This is a genomic window from Pseudomonas sp. MBLB4123 (assembly GCF_051904775.1).
GTDB classification, from domain to species: domain Bacteria; phylum Pseudomonadota; class Gammaproteobacteria; order Pseudomonadales; family Pseudomonadaceae; genus Aquipseudomonas; species Aquipseudomonas benzenivorans_B.
The window spans coordinates 3,049,920-3,068,660 of sequence record NZ_CP196711.1; the positions used below are offsets into that span (position 1 = coordinate 3,049,920).

The 18,741-nt window shown below is 69.1% G+C and carries 15 protein-coding genes; 5 read left to right on the forward strand and 10 right to left on the reverse strand.

Features of this window, described 5'->3' with window-relative positions; translation table 11 throughout:
• Nucleotides 1-7 precede the first annotated feature (7 nt).
• Nucleotides 8-406 carry an RNA-binding S4 domain-containing protein gene (locus ACSX1C_RS14070; protein WP_439886643.1) on the reverse strand — a complete coding sequence of 133 codons (399 nt, stop codon included), beginning with the start codon at nucleotides 404-406 and terminating at the stop codon, nucleotides 8-10.
• Nucleotides 407-521: 115 nt separating this feature from the next.
• Here ACSX1C_RS14070 and rimB point away from each other — a divergent pair, with 115 nt between their 5' ends.
• Complete coding sequence (gene rimB, locus ACSX1C_RS14075; RefSeq protein WP_439886644.1) at nucleotides 522-989, forward strand: retropepsin-like aspartic endopeptidase RimB; 468 nt, start codon at nucleotides 522-524, stop codon at nucleotides 987-989.
• Nucleotides 986-1,891 (forward strand): 30S ribosomal protein S6--L-glutamate ligase, encoded by a 906-nt coding sequence (gene rimK, locus ACSX1C_RS14080; protein WP_439886645.1) that lies wholly within the window; start codon nucleotides 986-988, stop codon nucleotides 1,889-1,891. Before rimB ends, rimK begins: the two co-directional genes overlap by 4 nt.
• An 8-nt stretch (nucleotides 1,892-1,899) precedes the next feature.
• Here the strand turns inward: rimK and ACSX1C_RS14085 are convergent, their stop codons facing one another.
• On the reverse strand, nucleotides 1,900-3,213 hold the full coding sequence (locus ACSX1C_RS14085) for an ATP-binding protein (RefSeq protein ID WP_439886646.1): 1,314 nt from the start codon (nucleotides 3,211-3,213) through the stop codon (nucleotides 1,900-1,902).
• Between the two features lie 90 nt (nucleotides 3,214-3,303).
• Nucleotides 3,304-4,041, reverse strand: coding sequence for an osmolarity response regulator transcription factor OmpR (gene ompR / locus ACSX1C_RS14090; RefSeq protein WP_439886647.1), 738 nt, complete (start codon nucleotides 4,039-4,041; stop codon nucleotides 3,304-3,306).
• Between the two features lie 223 nt (nucleotides 4,042-4,264).
• Here ompR and ACSX1C_RS14095 point away from each other — a divergent pair, with 223 nt between their 5' ends.
• Nucleotides 4,265-6,589 (forward strand): Tex family protein, encoded by a 2,325-nt coding sequence (locus ACSX1C_RS14095; protein ID WP_439886648.1) that lies wholly within the window; start codon nucleotides 4,265-4,267, stop codon nucleotides 6,587-6,589.
• 304 nt (nucleotides 6,590-6,893) lie between these two features.
• Nucleotides 6,894-8,474 carry a glutamate--cysteine ligase gene (gene gshA / locus ACSX1C_RS14100; protein ID WP_439886649.1) on the forward strand — a complete coding sequence of 527 codons (1,581 nt, stop codon included), beginning with the start codon at nucleotides 6,894-6,896 and terminating at the stop codon, nucleotides 8,472-8,474.
• Here gshA and ACSX1C_RS14105 read toward each other — a convergent pair.
• The 3 genes from ACSX1C_RS14105 to ACSX1C_RS14115 are packed head-to-tail and all read right to left on the reverse strand — an operon-like array spanning nucleotide 8,471 to nucleotide 13,186.
• Nucleotides 8,471-11,560: a MexW/MexI family multidrug efflux RND transporter permease subunit gene (locus ACSX1C_RS14105; RefSeq protein ID WP_439886650.1), complete on the reverse strand. Its 3,090-nt coding sequence runs from the start codon at nucleotides 11,558-11,560 to the stop codon at nucleotides 8,471-8,473. The two genes, gshA and ACSX1C_RS14105, sit on opposite strands and share 4 nt — an antisense overlap.
• Complete coding sequence (locus ACSX1C_RS14110) at nucleotides 11,557-12,735, reverse strand: efflux RND transporter periplasmic adaptor subunit (protein ID WP_439886651.1); 1,179 nt, start codon at nucleotides 12,733-12,735, stop codon at nucleotides 11,557-11,559. The genes ACSX1C_RS14105 and ACSX1C_RS14110 overlap by 4 nt, the downstream gene beginning before the upstream one ends.
• Nucleotides 12,736-12,772: 37 nt before the next feature.
• Nucleotides 12,773-13,186 carry a VOC family protein gene (locus tag ACSX1C_RS14115; protein ID WP_439886652.1) on the reverse strand — a complete coding sequence of 138 codons (414 nt, stop codon included), beginning with the start codon at nucleotides 13,184-13,186 and terminating at the stop codon, nucleotides 12,773-12,775.
• A 43-nt stretch (nucleotides 13,187-13,229) separates the two neighbouring features.
• Between ACSX1C_RS14115 and ACSX1C_RS14120 the strand changes: the two genes are divergently transcribed.
• Nucleotides 13,230-14,156, forward strand: coding sequence for a LysR family transcriptional regulator (locus ACSX1C_RS14120; RefSeq protein ID WP_439886653.1), 927 nt, complete (start codon nucleotides 13,230-13,232; stop codon nucleotides 14,154-14,156).
• Here the strand turns inward: ACSX1C_RS14120 and ribD are convergent.
• The 4 genes from ribD to ACSX1C_RS14140 all read right to left on the reverse strand — a co-directional run bounded on the left by ribD (nucleotide 14,135) and on the right by ACSX1C_RS14140 (nucleotide 18,677).
• Entirely contained in the window at nucleotides 14,135-15,217 is a 1,083-nt protein-coding gene (gene ribD / locus ACSX1C_RS14125; RefSeq protein WP_439886654.1) for a bifunctional diaminohydroxyphosphoribosylaminopyrimidine deaminase/5-amino-6-(5-phosphoribosylamino)uracil reductase RibD, read from the reverse strand. The two genes, ACSX1C_RS14120 and ribD, sit on opposite strands and share 22 nt — an antisense overlap.
• 38 nt (nucleotides 15,218-15,255) lie before the next feature.
• Nucleotides 15,256-16,944 (reverse strand): WD40 repeat domain-containing protein, encoded by a 1,689-nt coding sequence (locus ACSX1C_RS14130; protein ID WP_439886655.1) that lies wholly within the window; start codon nucleotides 16,942-16,944, stop codon nucleotides 15,256-15,258.
• 79 nt (nucleotides 16,945-17,023) lie between these two features.
• Nucleotides 17,024-17,617: a GTP cyclohydrolase II gene (locus ACSX1C_RS14135; RefSeq protein WP_439886656.1), complete on the reverse strand. Its 594-nt coding sequence runs from the start codon at nucleotides 17,615-17,617 to the stop codon at nucleotides 17,024-17,026.
• Nucleotides 17,618-17,669: 52 nt separating this feature from the next.
• Entirely contained in the window at nucleotides 17,670-18,677 is a 1,008-nt protein-coding gene (locus ACSX1C_RS14140; RefSeq protein ID WP_439886657.1) for a formylglycine-generating enzyme family protein, read from the reverse strand.
• Nucleotides 18,678-18,741 lie beyond the last annotated feature (64 nt).

Genomic DNA, 18,741 nt, shown 5'->3' on the forward strand with positions numbered 1-18,741 from the left:
CGGCGCCTCAGTCCTCCTGGCCGCCGTGGAACTGCTGCAGCTGGCGGCGCTGTTTCTTGGTCGGCCGGCCGTCGGTCTGCACGCCCAGGGCGCCGGCCTTGCGCTGCGCCGCGGCCTGCTCGCGGCGGGCGATGCTCTCGGCGGTCTCGCGGTACAGTTCCTGGGCCTGGGGCGCGCCCCGGCGCACCGCCGACAGCGCCTGGATGACCACCGTGCGCTCGTCGAAGCCGGCGCGGATCACCAGTTCGTCGCCGACCTTCGGCTCCTTGCTCGGTTTGCAGCGCTCGCCCCGGCAATGCACCTTGCCGCCCTCGATCGCCGCCTTGGCCAGGGCGCGGGTCTTGTAGAAACGCGCCGCCCACAGCCATTTGTCCAGGCGGACCTTGCCGTCGTCTTTCTCGCTCATCGCTCTCTCGATCAAGAATGCCGCTGCCCGGCGATTCTGCCTGATGCGGTTGTCCCGATGCACAACTAGAATTCCCGGACTAGCGTTCAGCAAGGCCCAATGGAAACCGCCCCGCGTGAAGACCTTCGACCAACTCAGCGTGATCGGCCTGCGCGAATGGATCAACCTACCGGATCTGGGCATGGTCGGCCTGCGTGCGAAGATCGACACCGGCGCCAGCACCTCCTGCCTGCATGCCAGCGACATCCAGCCGTTCGAACGCGACGGCGCCGACTGGGTGCGCTTCACCGCGCACATCGGCACCCTGGTGCAGCGGCGCCATCGCTGCGAGGCGCCGCTGGTGGCGGTCAAGCGCATCAAGAGTTCCACCGGCCATGTGCAGAGCCGCTACACGATCCGCACCAGCCTGATCCTCGGCGACCGCAGCTGGCCGGTGGAATTCACCCTGACCTGCCGCAAGACCATGCGCTACCGGGTACTGCTCGGCTCCAAGGCCCTGGTCGACGGCCAGCTGGTGGTCAACCCGGCGCTGACCTATGTTCAAGACAAACCCTCGCTACTCGACCTACCTGGTGCCCCATGAAAATCGCCATCCTGTCGCGCAACCCGCGCCTGTATTCCACCCGCCGCCTGCTCGAAGCCGGCCAGCAACGGGGCCACGAAATGGTGGTGATCGACACCCTGCGGGCCTATATGAACATCGCCAGCCACAAGCCGCAGATCCACTACCGCGGCCAGCCGCTGGAGGGCTTCGACGCGGTGATCCCGCGCATCGGCGCCTCGGTCACCTTTTACGGCTGCGCGGTGCTGCGCCAATTCGAGATGATGGGGGTGTTCCCCCTCAACGAGTCGGTGGCCATCACCCGCTCGCGGGACAAGCTGCGCTCGCTGCAGCTGCTGTCGCGCAAGGGCATCGGCCTGCCGGTGACCGGCTTCGCCCACTCACCGGACGACATCCCTGACCTGATCCAGATGGTCAACGGCGCGCCGCTGATCATCAAGGTGCTGGAGGGCACCCAGGGCATAGGCGTGGTGATGTGCGAGACGCAGAAGGCCGCCGAGTCGGTGATCGAGGCCTTCATGGGCCTCAAGCAGAACATCATGGTCCAGGAATACATCAAGGAAGCCGGCGGCGCCGACATCCGCTGCTTCGTGGTCGGCGACAAGGTGATCGCGGCGATCAAGCGCCAGGCCAAGCCCGGCGAGTTCCGCTCCAACCTGCACCGCGGCGGCGAGGCCAGCCTGATCAAGATCACCCCGGAGGAGCGCATGACCGCCATCCGCGCGGCCAAGGTCATGGGCCTGTCGGTGGCCGGGGTGGACATCCTGCGCTCGCACCACGGCCCATTGGTGATGGAGGTGAACTCCTCGCCCGGCCTGGGCGGCATCGAGACCACCACCGGCAAGGACGTCGCCGGGATGATCATCGAGCACCTGGAGAAGACCGCCATGCCGCACCTGACCCGCACCAAGGGCCGCGGCTAGCCCCCGCCTCAGGCCGCGTCGCGCGGCAGCAGCAGGCCCAGGGGCAGGCACACCCGCGCCTCCAGGCCGCCGCCGGAACGGTTGCGCAGCTCGACGCTGCCGCCATGCAGGGCGGCGATGCGCTTGACGATGGCCAGCCCCAGGCCCGCGCCCTGGCCGCCACGGGCGCGGTCGCCGCGGATGAAGGGGTTGAAGATGCTGCTCAGCTCCGCCGGGGCGATGCCGGCGCCGCGGTCGAGCACGCTGAGCACCACGTAGGGCGCGCTGTGGTGGCCGGACAGGTAGGCCGCCACCTCCACCGCATCGCCGCCGTAGCGCAGGGCGTTTTCGATCAGGTTGACCAGCAGGCGCTTGATCGACACCCGACGCAGCGGGAAGGCCGGCAACGGCTCCAGGCACAGGCGCACCCGCTCCCGCTGCTGGTTGTAGGGGGTCACCACCTCGCGGATCAGCTCGCCCAGGTCGAGGGCCTCCAGCGGCTCGTCGCGGCCGTCGCGGATGAAGGCGAGGAACTGGTCGAGTATCGCGTCCATGTCCTCGATGTCGCGCACCATGTCCTCGGTCAGGTCCGAGTCGTTGTCGAGGAACTCCATGGACAGGCGCAGGCGGGTCAGCGGCGTGCGCAGGTCGTGGGACACGCCCGCCAGCATCAGCTCGCGCTCGCGGGCCGCCTGCTCGACGTCCTCGGCCATCTGGTTGAAGGCACGGTAGACCTCGGCCATCTCGCTCGGCGTATCGCCGACCGGCAGGCGCACGCTGCGCCCCTGGCCGATCTGCCGGGCGGCGAACACCAGGCGCTTGAGCGGCGCGCTGAGCTGGCGCACGAAGATCCAGGCCGCCGCGGTGGACAGCAGGCCGATGCCGAGGAACCAGCCGAGCACGCTCCAGATCCGCTGGCCGCGCAGGGGGTGGGGGTACATGGGTACCCGCAGCCAGTCGTCGCCAAACGCCGGGGCATGCACCCAGAGCGCCGGCGGGCTGTGCACCCGCACCCGCACCTCGGTGTCCGGCCCCAGCTCGGCCTGCATCTGTCGCTGGAAGATCTCGCTGTAGGGCCAGTGCTGCTCGCTGGCCGGTACCGACTCGTAGGGCACCCGCTTGAGGCCGGCGGCCTTGGCGATGGTCGCACGGTCCTCCGGATCGGCCGCCCAGTAGGCGCGCAGGGTCAGGGCCGCGCCGTGGCTGTACTGGCGGTCGACCAGCACGTCCTCGTTCATCATCAGATAGACCAGGGTCAGCGCCTTGGAGAACAGCACCACCACCAGCACCAGCCAGAGGGTGCGGGCGAAGAAGCTTTGCGGGAACCACAGCGGGGTTTTCATAAGCGGCTCGGCGTAGGGTGGAAAACGCCTACCGGCCTTTTCCACCTGGCGATCTCATCGGTGGATAAACCCCATGCGGCGCTCTCCACGCTACGACTTGGCGCCGTCCGGGACGAACACATAGCCCACGCCCCAGACCGTCTGGATATAGCGCGGCTTGGACGGGTCCGGCTCGATCAACCGGCGCAGGCGCGAGATCTGCACGTCGATGGAGCGCTCCAGGGCGTCCCATTCGCGGCCGCGGGCCAGGTTCATCAGCTTGTCCCGGGTCAGCGGCTCGCGGGCGTGCTGCACCAGGGCCTTGAGCACGGCGAACTCGCCGGTGGTGAGCATGTGCACCTGGTCGCCCTTCTTCAGCTCGCGGGTGGCCAGCGACAGCTGGTAGTCGCCGAAACTCACCGTCTGCTCCTCGCTGCCCGGCGCCCCCGGCACCACCGGCGCCTGGCGGCGCAGCACGGCCTTGATCCGCGCCAGCAGCTCGCGCGGGTTGAAGGGTTTGGCCAGGTAGTCGTCGGCGCCCTGCTCCAGGCCCTGGATGCGGCTGGCCTCGTCGCCCTTGGCGGTGAGCATGATGATCGGCACCTGGTTGTTCGCCTCGCGCAGGCGGCGGCAGGCGGACAGGCCGTCCTCGCCCGGCAGCATCAGGTCGAGCACCACCAGGTTGAACAGCTCGCGCGCCAGCAGGCGGTCCATCTGCTCGACGTTTTCCACCGTGCGCACGCGGTAACCCTGCTCGTCGAAGAAACGTTCGAGCAGGCGGCGCAGGCGGGCGTCATCATCGACGATAAGGATTTTCTCGCCTTCGACAGAAGAGGGGGTACCGCTCATAGAGGCTCCTGGTTCAAGGAACTGTTGCGCCCGCAGGCGCTCGAACAGCGTCCAACGCCGGCATTATGGCCCAGCCGCGGCATGCGGCGGGCGGGCCATTGTTAGCAGATTTTTCCCCGAACGGTTCCCAGCAGCCCGGTAGGCGGTGTTTATAATGCGCCGCTTTCGTGCCTGGCCAGTGCTCTGCGTGGCCGGTTTTTCGTTTCAGTGTGGGTAGCTTTTTATGGACAGCATCAACAACCGCATCGCCGAAGAACTGGGCGTGCGCCCGCAACAGGTCGCCGCCGCCGTGGCGCTGCTCGACGAGGGCTCCACCGTGCCCTTCATCGCCCGCTACCGCAAGGAAGTCACCGGCAGCCTGGACGACACCCAGCTGCGCCACCTGGAAGAGCGCCTGCGCTACCTGCGCGAGCTGGACGATCGCCGCGCCAGCATCCTCGCCAGCATCGAGGAGCAGGGCAAGCTGACCCCCGAGCTGGCCCGCGAGATCAACCTGGCCGACACCAAGACCCGCCTCGAAGACCTCTACCTGCCCTACAAGCAGAAGCGCCGCACCAAGGGCCAGATCGCCCTGGAAGCCGGCCTCGGCGAGCTGGCCGATGCGCTGTTCGACGACCCGAGCCTGACCCCGGAGCAGGAAGCCCAGCGCTTCATCGATGCAGAGAAGGGCTTCGCCGACGCCAAGGCGGTGCTGGAAGGCGCCAAGTACATCCTCATGGAGCGCTTCGCCGAGGACGCCACCCTGCTCAGCAGCCTGCGCAGCTTCCTCAAGGACCACGCCACCCTGAGCGCCCGGGTGGTCGCCGGCAAGGAAGAGGAAGGCGCCAAGTTCCGCGACTACTTCGAGCACGACGAGCCGCTCAAGAGCGCGCCCTCGCACCGCGCCCTGGCGATCTTCCGCGGGCGCAACGAGGGCATCCTCAGCGCCAGCCTCAAGGTCGGCGAAGAGCTGCCTGGCGCCCTGCACCCCTGCGAGCTGATGATCGCCGAGCGCTTCGGCCTCGAGCAGCGCGGCCGCGCCGCCGACAAGTGGCTCGGCGAGGTGGTGCGCTGGACCTGGAAGGTCAAGCTCTACACCCACCTGGAAACCGACCTGCTCGGCGAGCTGCGTGAAGGCGCCGAGGACGAGGCCATCGGCGTGTTCGCCCGCAACCTGCACGACCTGCTGCTGGCCGCCCCGGCCGGCCCGCGTGCCACCCTGGGCCTGGACCCGGGCCTGCGCACCGGCTGCAAGGTGGCGGTGGTCGATGCCACCGGCAAGCTGCTGGACACCGCCACCGTCTACCCCCACGCGCCGAAGAACCAGTGGGACCAGACCCTCGCCGTACTGGCCGCGCTGTGCGCCAAGCATGGCGTCGACCTGATCGCCATCGGCAACGGCACCGCCAGCCGCGAAACCGACAAGCTGGCCGCCGAGCTGATCAAGAAGTACCCCGGGCTGAAGATGACCAAGATCATGGTCAGCGAGGCCGGCGCCTCGGTCTACTCCGCCTCCGAGCTGGCCGCCCGCGAGTTCCCCGAGCTGGACGTGTCGCTGCGCGGCGCGGTGTCCATCGCCCGACGCCTGCAGGACCCGCTGGCCGAGCTGGTGAAGATCGACCCGAAATCCATCGGCGTCGGCCAGTACCAGCACGATGTGTCCCAGCTCAAGCTGGCGCGCAGCCTCGACGCCGTGGTGGAGGACTGCGTGAACGCCGTCGGCGTCGACGTCAACACCGCCTCCGCCGCCCTGCTGGCGCGCATCTCCGGGCTCAACGCGACCCTGGCGCAGAACATCGTCGCGCACCGCGACGCCAACGGCGCGTTCAAGACCCGCGACGCCCTGAAGAAGGTCTCGCGCCTGGGCGAGAAGACCTTCGAACAGGCCGCCGGCTTCCTCCGTGTGATGAACGGCGACAACCCGCTGGACGCCTCGGCGGTGCACCCGGAGACCTACCCGCTGGTGCAGCGCATCGCCGCCGACACCGGCCGCGACATCCGCTCGCTGATCGGCGACGCGGCCTTTCTCAAGCGCCTGGACCCGAAGAAATTCACCGACGAGCGCTTCGGCCTGGTGACCATCGGCGACATCCTCAGCGAGCTGGAGAAGCCCGGCCGCGACCCGCGTCCGGAGTTCAAGACCGCCGAGTTCCAGGAAGGCGTCGAGACCCTCAAGGACCTCGAACTGGGGATGATCCTCGAAGGCGTGGTGACCAACGTCACCAACTTCGGCGCCTTCGTCGACATCGGCGTGCACCAGGACGGCCTGGTGCACATCTCGGCGCTGTCGGAGAAGTTCATCAAGGACCCGCACGAGGCGGTCAAGGCCGGCGACGTGGTCAAGGTCAAGGTCATGGAGGTGGACATCGCGCGGGGCCGCATCGCCCTGTCCATGCGCCTGGGCGACACCCCCGGCGAGAAGGTCGAGGGCGCGCGCGGCGGACAGTCCCGCGGCGGCCAGCGCGGCAACACCCCGCGCAGCGAGCGTCACTCCGGCCAGGACAAGCCGGCGCCGGGCAACAACGCCATGGCCGCGCTGTTCGCCAATGCCAAGCAACTGCGCAAGTAGGGCATAGGCGGGGCCGCAGGCAGAGGCCGGCCAGAGCGGCGCCTGCGGCCACCTGCTGCCACTGAAGGGCCACGCCGGCCGGCGCCCCGGCGCCGGGGGTCGCAGCCCTCCAGAACGACAGGCTGGTCGCTAAGGCGCAAGCGACCTTCGCCTGGGTGTAATTTCCCGCCAGCGGACTGGTCTAGGGTAGAGAGGCCGTGCTCCGCCCCAGGGCCAGGGTGCAACGCGCCGTTACCGCCTCCCCCTTGTAGAGCACTCGTTTCGCCCCCATATTGGGCCGACCGACGCGTGAAGGAATGCAATCTTGAGCGACCTGTTATCCCGCCGCCTGGCCCTGCTCGGCGAGCGCGCCAACCTCTCCCTGCTTTCCCAGTGCTTGCACGGCATCGAGCGCGAATGCCTGCGCGTCGACAGCGACGGCCAGCTGGCGCTGACCCCGCACCCGATGGCCCTCGGCTCGGCGCTGACCCATCCGCAGATCACCACCGACTACTCCGAGGCGCTGCTGGAGTTCATCACCCCGGCCGAGGCCGACGCGGCGGTGACCCTGGCCGACCTCGAAGACATCCACAGGTACGCCTACAGCAAGCTCGACGGCGAGTACCTGTGGAGCCCGTCGATGCCCTGCGCCCTGCCGGACGAGGAGACGATTCCGATCGCCCGCTACGGCGACTCCCATATCGGCCGGCTCAAGTACGTGTACCGCAAGGGCCTGGCGCTGCGCTACGGCAAGACCATGCAGTGCATCGCCGGCATCCACTACAACTTCTCCCTGCCGGAAAGCCTGTGGACCCTGCTGCAGCAGGCCGAAGGCGACAACCGCAGCGCCCGCGACTACCAGTCGGCGCGCTACATCGGCCTGATCCGCAACTTCCGCCGCTACAGCTGGCTGCTGATGTACCTGTTCGGCGCCTCGCCGGCGCTGGACGTCGGCTTCATGCGCGGCCGGCCGCACCAGCTCGAGCAGCTCGACCCACAGACCCTGTACCTGCCTTATGCCACCAGCCTGCGCATGAGCGACCTGGGCTACCAGAGCAACGCCCAGGCCGGCCTGACCCCCTGCTACAACGACCTGGCCAGTTACACCGACAGCCTGCGCCAGGCGGTCGCCACGCCCTACCCCGCCTATGTCGAGGCCGGCACCCAGAAGGACGGCGAGTGGCAGCAGCTCAACACCAACATCCTGCAGATCGAGAACGAGTACTACTCGAACATCCGCCCCAAGCGCGTCACCGCCAGCGGCGAACGGCCGATCCAGGCGCTGATGGCCCGCGGCGTGCAGTACGTCGAGGTGCGCTGCCTGGACATCAACCCCTTCCTGCCGCTGGGCATCGACCTGGACGAGGCGCGCTTCCTCGACGCCTTCCTGCTGTTCTGCGTGCTGCAGGCCAGCCCGCTGCTGGAGAGTGACGAGTGCCACGCCTGCACCGACAACTTCCTCGCGGTGGTCAAGGAGGGCCGGCGCCCCGGCCTGCAGCTGCAGCGCCAGGGCCAGGCCGTCGGCCTGCAGGCCTGGGCCGAGGAGCTGCTCGAGAACATCCGGCCGCTGGCCGAACTGCTCGACCGCAGCCAGGGCGGCGACGCCCACCTGCAGGCGCTGCAGGCGCAACGGGCCAAGGTAGCCGATGCCGCGCTGACGCCCTCGGCCCAGGTCCTCGCCCAGCTGCAGCAGGGGGAAAGCTTCACCCAGTTCGCCCTGCGCCAGAGCAAGCAACACGCCGAGTATTTCCGCCGCCAGCCGCTCGACGCCGAACGGCAGGCCGCCTTCGAGGCCGCCGCGGCGCGCTCGCTGCGCGACCAGGCGGAACTGGAGGCCCAGGAAGAAGGCGATTTCGACAGCTTCGCCGCGGCCTACCAGGCCAGCATCCTGGCCCTGGCGGTCTAGCCCGCCGAGCGCCTTTCCCGCAGCGCCTCGCCGGCCGCCAGTTCGGCCAGGCGCGCTGCGCGCCCACTGCGCCGGGACAGACTCAGATACAGCGCCGGCAGCACGAACAGGGTGAAGCAGGTGCCGACCAGCATGCCGAAGACGATCACCAGCCCCAGGCCGAAGCGGCTGTTGGCGCCGGCCCCCGAGGCGAACAGCAGCGGCACCAGGCCCATGACCATCGCCGCGGTGGTCATCAGTATCGGTCGCAGGCGGATTGTCGCGGCGCTGAGAATCGCCCGCAGACGCCCGTGGCCCCGTTGCTCCTGGAGTTCGTTGGCGAAGGCGACCATCAGGATGCCGTGCTTGCTGATCAGGCCGATCAGGGTGACCAGGCCGATCTGGGTGTAGATGTTCACCGTGGCGAAGCCCAGGGCCAGGGGCAGCAATGCGCCGCAGATCGACAGCGGCACGGTGATCAGGATGATCAGGGGGTCGACCAGGCTCTCGTACTGCGCGGCCAGCACCATGTAGATGACGATCACCGCGAACAGGAAGGTCAGCAGCAGGGCATTGCCCTCCTGCTTGAACTGCCGCGCCTCCGCCTGCCAATCGATGCTGAAGCCGTCCGGCAACTGCGCCGCCTGCTGCTCGAGGAAGGCCACCGCCTGCCCCAGGCTGACCCCGGCGGCGGGAATCGCCTGCAGGGTCGCGGAATTCTGCTGGTCGAACTGGGTCAGCCTGTTCGGCTGGATGCTGCTGTGCAGGCTGACCAGGGTCGACAGCGCCACCTGATCGCCCGCCGCCGTCGCCACGTAGTAGCCGGCCAGCGCCTGCGGGCTGAGCCGCTGCTGCCTGTGGGCCTGGGGAATCACGTCGTAGGAGCGACCGTCCAGGGCGAAGCGGTTGACGTAGTTCTCCCCCAGCAGCAGGGCCAGGGCACTGCCGATGTCCTCCATGCGGATACCCAGGCTGTTGGCCTTGCTGCGGTCGATCCGGACCTGCGTCGCCGGGCTGTTGAACGCCAGGTCGCTGTCGACCATGCTGAACAGCCCGCTCTGCCTGGCCGCCGCCTTGACCCCCTGCATGGCCTGGTACAGCGCCCGGTAGTCCTGCGCCGTGCGGATCACCATCTGCACCGGCAGACCGCCGCTGGAGGCGGGCAAGGGCGGCAGCTGGAAGATGAAGATGCTGTTGCCCTCCACCGCATCGACCCGCCGCTGCAGATCGGCCTGGATGGCATCGGCGTCGCGGGTGCGCCGCGACCAGTCGCTGAGATTGACCCCGGCGAAGCTGGCGGCCACGCCGTCGGTGCCGTTGATGATCCAGGTGCTGGTGGTCTCCGGCAGCTCGCCGCAGAGGGCATCCAGCTGCGCGGCGTAGCGCTCGACGAAATCGATGCTGGCATGCTGCGGGGACTTGATCGCCGCCAGCAGGTTGCCCTGATCCTCGCCCGGGGCGAGCTCCCGTTGCGCCGCGCCGTACAGCAGCGGCAGGCTGACCAGGGTCGCCAGCGCCAGCAGCAGGACCACCCCGCGATAGCGCAGGCTGCCGGCCAGGAGCCGCCGGTAATGCAGGGCCAGGCGCCGGAACAGCTGCTCGGCCAGTCGGCTGACCCGCCCCTCGGCCTGTACCGCCGGCAGCAGCGCCGCGCTCATCACCGGCGCCAGGGTCAGGGCTATCACCCCGGACACCACCACCGCACCGGCCAGGGTCAGGGCAAACTCCTGGAACAGCGCCCCGGTAAGCCCGCCCATCAGGCCGATCGGTGCGTACACCGCAGCCAGGGTCAGGGTCATGGCTATCACCGGGGCGGCGATCTCGCGGGCACCGATGAGCGCCGCCTGCAAGGGCGTCAGGCCGCGCCGGATATGCCGGTGCACGTTCTCCACCACGACTATCGCATCGTCCACCACCAGGCCGATCGCCAGCACCATGGCCAGCAGGGTCAGCAGGTTGAGGCTGAAGCCGCACAGCGCCATCAGCGCCAGGGCGCCGAGCATCGACAGGGGAATACTGACCACCGGAATCAGCACCGTGCGCAGCGACCCCAGGCACAGGTAGATGATGGCGACGACGATCAGGATCGCCTCGACCAGGGTCTTCACCACCTCATCGATCGAGGCCTGGATGAACCCGGCCGTCTCGAAGGCCAGGGCCACCTCCACGCCGGGCGGCAGGGTCGTGCGGATGGTCGGCAGCAGCCGTTCGATGGCCGCGACGATCAGCAGCGGGTTGCCGCCCGGCGTGGCATAGAGCCCCAGGTGCACGGCGCGCTTGCCGTCCATCAGCGCGCTGGTTTCGTAGGACGCCGCGCCCAGCTCCACCTCGGCGACATCGCCCAGGCGCACCAGATGGTGGCCGCTATGCCGGAGCACCAGGTCGCGAAACTCGTCCAGGTTGCGCAGATCGCTGTTGACCTCGACCGCCGAGACCACGTAGGCCCCCTTGATCTGCCCGGGCGCGGCCTGGAAGTTGTTGGCGCGCAGGGCCTGCTCGACCATGGCCGGGGTGACGCCGTGCCCGGCCATGCGTTGCGCGTCGAGCCAGACCCGCAGGGCCAGGCGCTGGCCGCCGAAGGTCTCGACCTTGGCGACCCCGTCGATGCCGGCGAACAGCGGCTGCACCACCCGGCTCAGGTAGTCGGTGAGCGCCGCCGCCGACAGCGTCTCGCTGGAGAAGCCGACATAGGCGACCGCCGTGGCGTCGCCGGCGGAACGCTCGATCACCGGGTCGTAGGCCTGCTCCGGCAGGCGGTGCTTGACCTGGTTGACCTTGGCCAACACGTCGCCGAGCGCCGCGCGCGAGTCCTGGTCCAGGGCCATGCGCAGGGTGATCTGGCTGCGCCCCTGGGACGAGGAGGCGCTGAGGTAGTCGACGCCCTCCACGGACGACAGCGCCTGGCTGATGGGCTGGGTGACGAAGCCTTGCATCAGCTCGGCCGGCGCCCCCGGGTACTCGGTGGTGACGCTGATGCTGGCGCTTTCCAGCAGCGGGTACTGGCGCACCGGCAGGTGCATGAACGCCTGCCAGCCGAGCAGGATCGTCAGCAGGCTCACGACCAGCGCCAGCACCGGGCGCCTGACGAACAGATCGGTGAAGGTCACAGGCTGCGCTCCCGCTGCCGTCCGGCCGCCGGTTCGGACACCGCTTCGGGCACCGCTCCGGACACCGCTTCGGCGGCCAGGGCCGGGTCGGCCACGGGCCGGATCGACGCGCCGTCGTGGAGTTTGATCTGCCCCGCCACAACCACCCGATCATCGGCCGAGAGCCCCTCCTCTATCACCACCAGACCGGCGCGGCGCTCGCCGGTACTGACCGCCACGCGGCGCACCCGGGGATAGCGCTGCCCCGCCTCGAGCGGCTCCAGGCGGTACACCGTCTCGCCATAGGCGCTGTAGGCGATGGCGGTCTCGGGCACCGTCAGGGTGTCGGCCGCAGCCGCCTGCTGCACCCGTACCCGGGCGAACATGCCCGGCAGCGCCACGGCCGGCGGCTCGAGCAGCAGGGCCTGGACCCTGAGGTTACGGGTGCTGGCGACGAACGGATCGATGCTGCTCAGACGCCCGGCGATCGCCTGCTGCGGCAGGGCATCGAGGAAGACCTCGAGGCGTTCGCCGGCCTGCAACTGCGCCATGCTCTGCTCGGGCAGACCGAAATTGACCAGCAGCCCGGCCTCGCCGGACAGATTGATGATCGCCTCGCCGGGGCTCAGGTACTGTCCCAGGTGTACCCGCCGGATGCCCAGCACGCCGGCGAAGGGGGCGCGGATACTGCGCTGTTCGAGCTGCGCCTGCAGGCTCTTCAACGCGCCTTCGGCGGCCAGGGCCTCGGCCCGGGCATTGTCGACCGCCTCGCGGCTGATGGCGTTGCGCCCGAGCAGGCGCTGGGCCCGCTGCAGCTGGGTGCGCGCGTTGTCCAGCCGGCCCTGCAGGCGGATCAGCTCGCCGCGCTGCACGGCATCGTTGAGGCGCAGGATCAACTGGCCACGCTCCACCCGCTGGCCGGAACGCACCGGCAGCTCGACGATGCGTCCGGCGACCTCCGCGGACAGGGTGACCGCCTGCACCGCCTCCAGCTCGCCGATGGCCTCCAGGTAGCGGGGAAACGCCCCACGGCCCACCCGGGCAACCGCTACCTGGGTCGGCGCGGCGGCCTGGGCGGAGGCCACGGCGTCGGAACGCCCCGGCCACAGCACCAGCTCCGCGGCGGCCAGCAGGGCACAGAGTAAGACGAAGGCCAGCAGCAGGCGCTGGCGTGGGTGGCGGCGCATCATGGCCATCTCGGGCTCCAGTATCGCGGGAAGGGCCGACAGCGGCTCAGTAGATCGGCCAGCAGCCGGGGGTGAGCAGCTCGAGCAGGTTCTGGTCGGGGTCGCGGAAGTACAGGCTGGTGCCGCCCCTGGGCCATTGCATGCGCCCCTCTATCGGCACCGCTAAGCGGTCGAGGTGCTCCTCCCAGGCGTCGATCCGCTCGGCATCGATGGCGAAGCACACATGCAGCGGCCCCTGGCCGTCGTGGGGCGGGATCTCGCCCCCCGGCAGGTGCCTGGTGCGCAACGAGGCGCCGCGCTCGAACAGCAGCAATACGCTGCTGTCCCCCACCGCGAAGGCACAGAAGGTGTCGCTCTCGCCCATCAGGCCGACCTGCAGCGTGTCCCGGTAGAATTCGCTGGCCCGTGCCAGGTCGTCGACATACAGCACGGTTTCGATAACGCGATTAATCTGCAACATTGTTCGCCTCTGCACTTGGAACAACGATCCCGTTGATCGGCATATGGATATGAACTCGCTACGCAACATCGACCTCAATCTGCTGGTCGTCCTCGACGCCCTGCTCAGCGAAAAGCACGTCACCCGCACCGCCAGCCGCCTGCACCTGAGCCAGCCGGCGGTGAGCCACTCACTGGGCAAGCTGCGCGCCCTGCTCGACGACCCGCTGCTCATCCGCCAGGGCGGCCGGGTCACCCTCAGCGCCAAGGCCGAGGCGCTGAAGGCCCCGCTCAAGGACGTGCTGAGCCGCGTCGAAGGGCTGCTCGGCCAGCCCAACGGCTTCGACCCGGCCAGCTCGCAGCGCACCTTCCACCTGGCGATGTCCGACTACGGCGCCTCGTTCGTGCTGTCCAAACTGCTACGCCGGGTACGCCGTCTGGCACCGGACATCAACCTGGTGGTCACCCAGGACAGCCGCAGCGGCATGCTCGAACAGATCGCCCAGGGCAAGGTCGATCTCGCCCTCGGCGTGTTCCCCAGCCTGCCGGTCGATGTCTGCGTGGAGGTGTTATTCGAAGAAACCTTCTCCTGCCTGCTCGACCGCAGCACCCTGCCCGCCGGCGCCCGCCTGGACCTGGAACGCTATCTGGCCCGGCCGCACCTGTCGGTCTCGGTCGACGGCGCGGCCAGCGCCGAAGTGGACCGGGTGCTGCGCCTCAGCGGCCTGCAGCGCCGGATCGCCGTGAGCCTGCCGCACTGGCTCGCGGCGCCCGACCTGATCGCCCAGACCGACCTGATCCTCACCGTCGCCACGCGCATCCTGCGCGGCGCCCTGAAAGACCCGGCGCTGATCCTGCTGGAGCCGCCGTTCGCCATCCCGCCCTTCCCCTTCGTGCACATCTGGCACAGCCGCTTCTCCGATGACCCGGCCCACCAGTGGATACGCCAGCAGGTCAAGCTCGCCGCCGTTCACGACGCCGCCGAGCCCTGAGCGCGGCGCAGGCACAGACGCAAGCTGCGGCCGACAGGCTGCACCTCGTGCACCCGAAAGCCTGGCCCCGGCGAGGCGCTTGCGGGCAGGCGCGTCGGCGCTTGCGCCCCGGCGGCGGCTGGCGCAGCCAGGTAGATCAGCAACTCGTCGACCAGCTCGGCCTGCAGCAGGGCCTTCGACAGCCTCGGTCCGGTTTCCGCCTGCACCTCGTGCAGGCCGCGCCGCGACAGCTCGCACAGCAGCGCCGGCAACGGGATCGGCGTCCCGGCCTCGCCCAGCACCAGGCACTCGTGGCCATGCTCCACGAAGGTGCCCGGCCGCTCGCCCAGCACATGCAGGGTCGGCGCACGCCGGTCGAAGACCCGCGCCCCCGCCGGCACCCTGGCCCGGCCATCGAGCACCACCCGCACCGGCGGCAGAGCCTCGGCCGTGGCCGGCAGCACGCCCAACTCCGGGTCGTCGGCCAGCACGCTGCCGCTGCCGACCAGGATCGCGGCGCTCCGTCCGCGCCACTGCTGCAGGTCGGCCCGGGGCTCGCTCAGATCGGCCCAGGCCGCGCGTCCCATCCTGCCGTCGGCGTCCAGGCTGAGGCACAGCCGCAGCCAGGGCCGCGCGCGACGCATGCTCGACAGGAAGCCCAGGTTCAGCTCCGCCGCGGCCTCCGCCAGCAGCCCCCGCTCGACCCGGATGCCGGCCGCCTGCAGGCCGGCGATGCCGCGGCCGTTGACCCGCTCGAACGGGTCCTCGTGGGCCACCACCACCCGCGCGATGCCCGCGACGATCAGCGCCAGATGACAGGCCGGGGTGCGCCCGACATGGCTGCAGGGCTCCAGCGTCACGTAGGCGGTGGCCCCCCGCGCCGCGCCACCGGCCTGCGCCAAGGCAAAGACCTCGGCATGAGGCCCCCCCGCCCGCCTGTGCCAGCCCTCGCCGACCACCCGTTCGCCCTGGGCGATCACGCAGCCGACCCGTGGGTTGGGCCAGGTCGAACCACGGCCACGCGCCGCCAGCGCCAGGGCGCGCGCCATGTGGCGGCGGTCGACCTCGCTGAAGCCCGTCATCGCCCCTGGCCCCGCGCCGAGATGTTCACAGGCGCCGCTCAAGCGCCGGCCTGCGCGCCGATCGGGTAGAGCTTGCCGTCGTAGGCACTGGCCAGGAAGCCATTGGACGCCGGGTCGCTGGTCAGGCAGGAAATGCCACTGGCGGTCGGTTTCTCGACCCGCTCCCAGCGCCCCTGCTCCAGGTCGAACACCGCCACGGTGCCGCCGTAGCTGCCGGTGGCGATCCGCCGCATGTCCGCGGAGGCCGCGATGCACTTCACCGAGTGCGCGTGGGGCGTGGCATAGACCTCGCTCTCGCCGTTGCGCCACAGGCGCAGCTTGAGGTCGCGCCCGATGCTGGCGAAGCCGCCGGCGATGCGCGTACAGCCATTGGAGATGCGCTCGTGGGCCTTGACCACATAGCGCTGCAGGCCGAAGTCCTCGATGCGGTGGAAGGCCGCCGCCGCGGTGGCGCAGACGCTGAACAGCAGGCTGTCGTCGGCGCTGATGCCCTTGATCGCGTTATCGTGCATCTGCACCTGGGTCAGGTAACGCGGACCATCGGCGTCGAGGCGCAAGATGATCGCCTCGCCGGTGTAGGTGCCGATCGCCGCATGCAGCTGGCCATCCTTGTGAAAGGTGGTGGCGCAGTTCAGCGGCGAGCGATGCTGATAGAGCGTACGGCCGCTGATGGCATCGAACAGGGTGCCCATCTGCCCGCCGGTGAGCAGGTAGTCGCCGCACGGCAGGAGGAAATTGCACAGGCTGCCGATCTTCACCGAGGCCTGGCCATTGACCTGGACGATGCCGGCATCACCGATGCTGTAGGTGTCGTGCCCCACCAGCGCCACCGCGTTGAGGCTCAGCGCGGGCTCGATCTGGCTCAGGTCCCATTCCTGGGTGCGGTAGTTCCAGGTGGCGTAGCTGGAGCCGAAGGTCACGAAGGCGATGCGGTCATCGCCGAGCAGCGCGCAGCTGCGGGGCCAGATGATGCTCGGCAAGGCGCTTTCCGCCGTCTTGTGCAACTGCCCCTGCTCGTCCAGCCGCCAGAGCACCACCGAGCGGTCGTAGCTGAGGCTGATCAGCAGACCCTGGGCGTCGTCCCAGACGATGCGCTTGATGCCGGCGGCATGGGCCTGCTGGGCATGGCGGGAGGACGCCCCGATCACCGTGATCCGGCCTTCGTCGTCGCCGGCGAAGATGGTGCCGTCGCGGGCCAGCGAGACGGTGTCGGTCTCCACGCCATCGAGGTCGATGAGGGCGAGCTGGCGGCCGCTGTTGGCGTCCCAGCGACGGATGGTGCCGTCGTCGCTGCTGGACACCAGCATGTCCCCCTCGGCCGACCAGCACACCGAGATCACGTCGGCGCCATGCCCCCGCAGCACCCGCAGCAGTCGGCCGTGCAGATCGAACAGGCGGATGCTGTGATCGCGGGAACAGGTCGCGATGGTCTGGCCGTCGGGTGCGAAGGCGGACATCTCGATGTCGTCCTCGTGGCCGATCAGCACCGCCTTCAGGCGCATGCTCGGCACTTCCCACAGGCGCGCGCTGTAGTCACTGCTGGAGCTGACCAGCAGCTTGCCATCGGGGCTGAACGCGCACTGGTTGGCCAGATGATCGTGCAGGACCCGGTGAATCGGGGTCTTGGTTCGTGCATCCCACAGAATCACCTGGTTGTCGTATCCGGCCGTGGCGATATAGGTGTCTTGAAAGCTGGCAATACCGCTGATGGGTCCGAAGTGCTTCATCAACCACTCTCCATTGTGTTGGACGTCTAAAACGATTCCACCCTCGGCGCGAGCGCTCGAAGGGACCGGCGTTGGCGGGCTACAGGTCGATCAGGTGATTCTTCTTGGCGACTTTGGCCTGCAGGTAATGGCGGTTGTGTTCGGTCACGAAGACGCCGGTGGGAATGGCGTAGTCCACTTCGATGCCGCAGTTCTTCAGGGCAATGACCTTGTCCGGATTGTTGGTCATCAGCCGGCAGCGCCTGACATTCAGGGCGTGCAGCATTTGCGCGGCGTGGGAGAAGTCGCGGCTGTCTTCCGGAAAGTTCAAGTGGGTATTGGCCTCGAAGGTGTCGAGCCCGCCATCCTGCAGGCGGTAGGCGTCCAGCTTGGCGTACAGCCCGATGCCGCGCCCCTCCTGCCGCAGGTAGATGAGCAGGCCGCCCTCCTCGTTGAGCCGGGCGATCGCCTCGTTCAGTTGCGGGCCGCAGTCGCAGCGCTGCGAGGTGAATACGTCGCCGGTGAGGCATTCGGAGTGAATCCGCACCAGCGGGTTGTCCAACTCCGCCGAGCCGAAGCGTATGGCGATATGCTCGTGGTTCGAGGACAGGCCGCTGAAGCTGATGAAGGTTCCCACGCAGTTCCCCGACGACAGCGGAATTGCGACCTGGTTTCTGATCTTGATGTGCGTCATGGGCACTCCCTGCTGGACTGGCTTCTTGTTCTCGTTGTTGGGCAGCGGCACGTCACAGATCCTCGGCCAGGCGAAAACCCATCACGTAGATGTCGCGCGGGAATTTGCCGTGGCGGCGGCTGTTGCGCGCCAGGTCGCGGAAGCGGGTGAAGCTGCCGCCCCGGGCCACTCGGTGGCTGCCGACCACTCTGACCAGGTCGTCCTCGATGGCCTGGCCCCCGGGATAGGGTCGGTAGTCGTCGGCGACGTACTCCTCGACATTGCCGGCCATGTCCAGACAACCGAAGGGCGACGCGCCCGCGGGGAAGGTGCCGACCGCCGTGGTCGCGAACAGGCCGGTCTCGGCGGTGTTGGCGTGGTCGCTCAGGAAGCGGTTGCCCCAGGGGAACTCCAGGCGGTCCGGCCCCGCCGCGGCATACTCCCATTCCGCCTCGCTCGGCAGACGGAAGGCACGCCCGGTGCGTGCGGCCAGCCAGGCGACATAGGCATCGGCGTCCTCCGCGCGCACGCCATAGACCGGGTGGTTGGCCCGCTCCGTCGGGAACTGGCCGAAGGCCCAGCTGGTCGGCAGCCTGGCCTGGCGCGAATCCTCGAGGAACACACGGTATTCCTGGTTGGTCACCGGGTAGCGGCCGATACGGTAGGTCCGCAGGCTCGACTCATGGCACGGGGTTTCCTTGACGATCCAGTCGCGATCCAGGCCCAGCCCGGCCAGCGCCTGCATGACGTCATCCACCGCCTCCGCGGCCAGGCCGATGCGCACGACCCCGCCCGGCACCTCGATCATCGGCGGCGCCAGCGCGTTGATTCGCGGGTCGCCGGTCTCGGCCAGCAGCTTGCCCGCGACGAGGCGCTTGGGCAGCGGCGTGGCGGGGTCTTCCAGGCAAGCGCACAGGGCCTCGCTCGGCCTCAGGGCCAGCTCCCGCCACAACTGCAGCGGCTGGGCCACCGCCCGCGCCGCCTGGAAGTGCTCGGGCAATCCCATCAGCTGGCGATCGCTCAGGTCGGGACTCAGACGCTCTTCGAACAGAGGCCAGTGGGCAAACTCTTCGGCTGTCATAACGCTCTCTCGTAGCCTGCAGGAATGGGCGGCGCAGCCCGCCGGCGCGCCTCAGGGGCAGCGA

Bases quoted from the DNA above. Each gene is read 5' to 3' on its own strand.
- rimK (WP_439886645.1), top strand. From the start codon at position 986: ATGAAAATCGCCATCCTGTCGCGCAACCCGCGCCTGTATTCCACCCGC.
- ACSX1C_RS14135 (WP_439886656.1), bottom strand. From the start codon at position 17,617: ATGACGCACATCAAGATCAGAAACCAGGTCGCAATTCCGCTGTCGTCG.
- ACSX1C_RS14130 (WP_439886655.1), bottom strand. From the start codon at position 16,944: ATGAAGCACTTCGGACCCATCAGCGGTATTGCCAGCTTTCAAGACACC.
- ACSX1C_RS14070 (WP_439886643.1), bottom strand. From the start codon at position 406: ATGAGCGAGAAAGACGACGGCAAGGTCCGCCTGGACAAATGGCTGTGG.
- ACSX1C_RS14140 (WP_439886657.1), bottom strand. From the start codon at position 18,677: ATGACAGCCGAAGAGTTTGCCCACTGGCCTCTGTTCGAAGAGCGTCTG.
- ACSX1C_RS14095 (WP_439886648.1), top strand. From the start codon at position 4,265: ATGGACAGCATCAACAACCGCATCGCCGAAGAACTGGGCGTGCGCCCG.
- ribD (WP_439886654.1), bottom strand. From the start codon at position 15,217: ATGACGGGCTTCAGCGAGGTCGACCGCCGCCACATGGCGCGCGCCCTG.
- ACSX1C_RS14120 (WP_439886653.1), top strand. From the start codon at position 13,230: ATGGATATGAACTCGCTACGCAACATCGACCTCAATCTGCTGGTCGTC.
- ACSX1C_RS14085 (WP_439886646.1), bottom strand. From the start codon at position 3,213: ATGAAAACCCCGCTGTGGTTCCCGCAAAGCTTCTTCGCCCGCACCCTC.
- ompR (WP_439886647.1), bottom strand. From the start codon at position 4,041: ATGAGCGGTACCCCCTCTTCTGTCGAAGGCGAGAAAATCCTTATCGTC.
- ACSX1C_RS14115 (WP_439886652.1), bottom strand. From the start codon at position 13,186: ATGTTGCAGATTAATCGCGTTATCGAAACCGTGCTGTATGTCGACGAC.
- ACSX1C_RS14110 (WP_439886651.1), bottom strand. From the start codon at position 12,735: ATGGCCATGATGCGCCGCCACCCACGCCAGCGCCTGCTGCTGGCCTTC.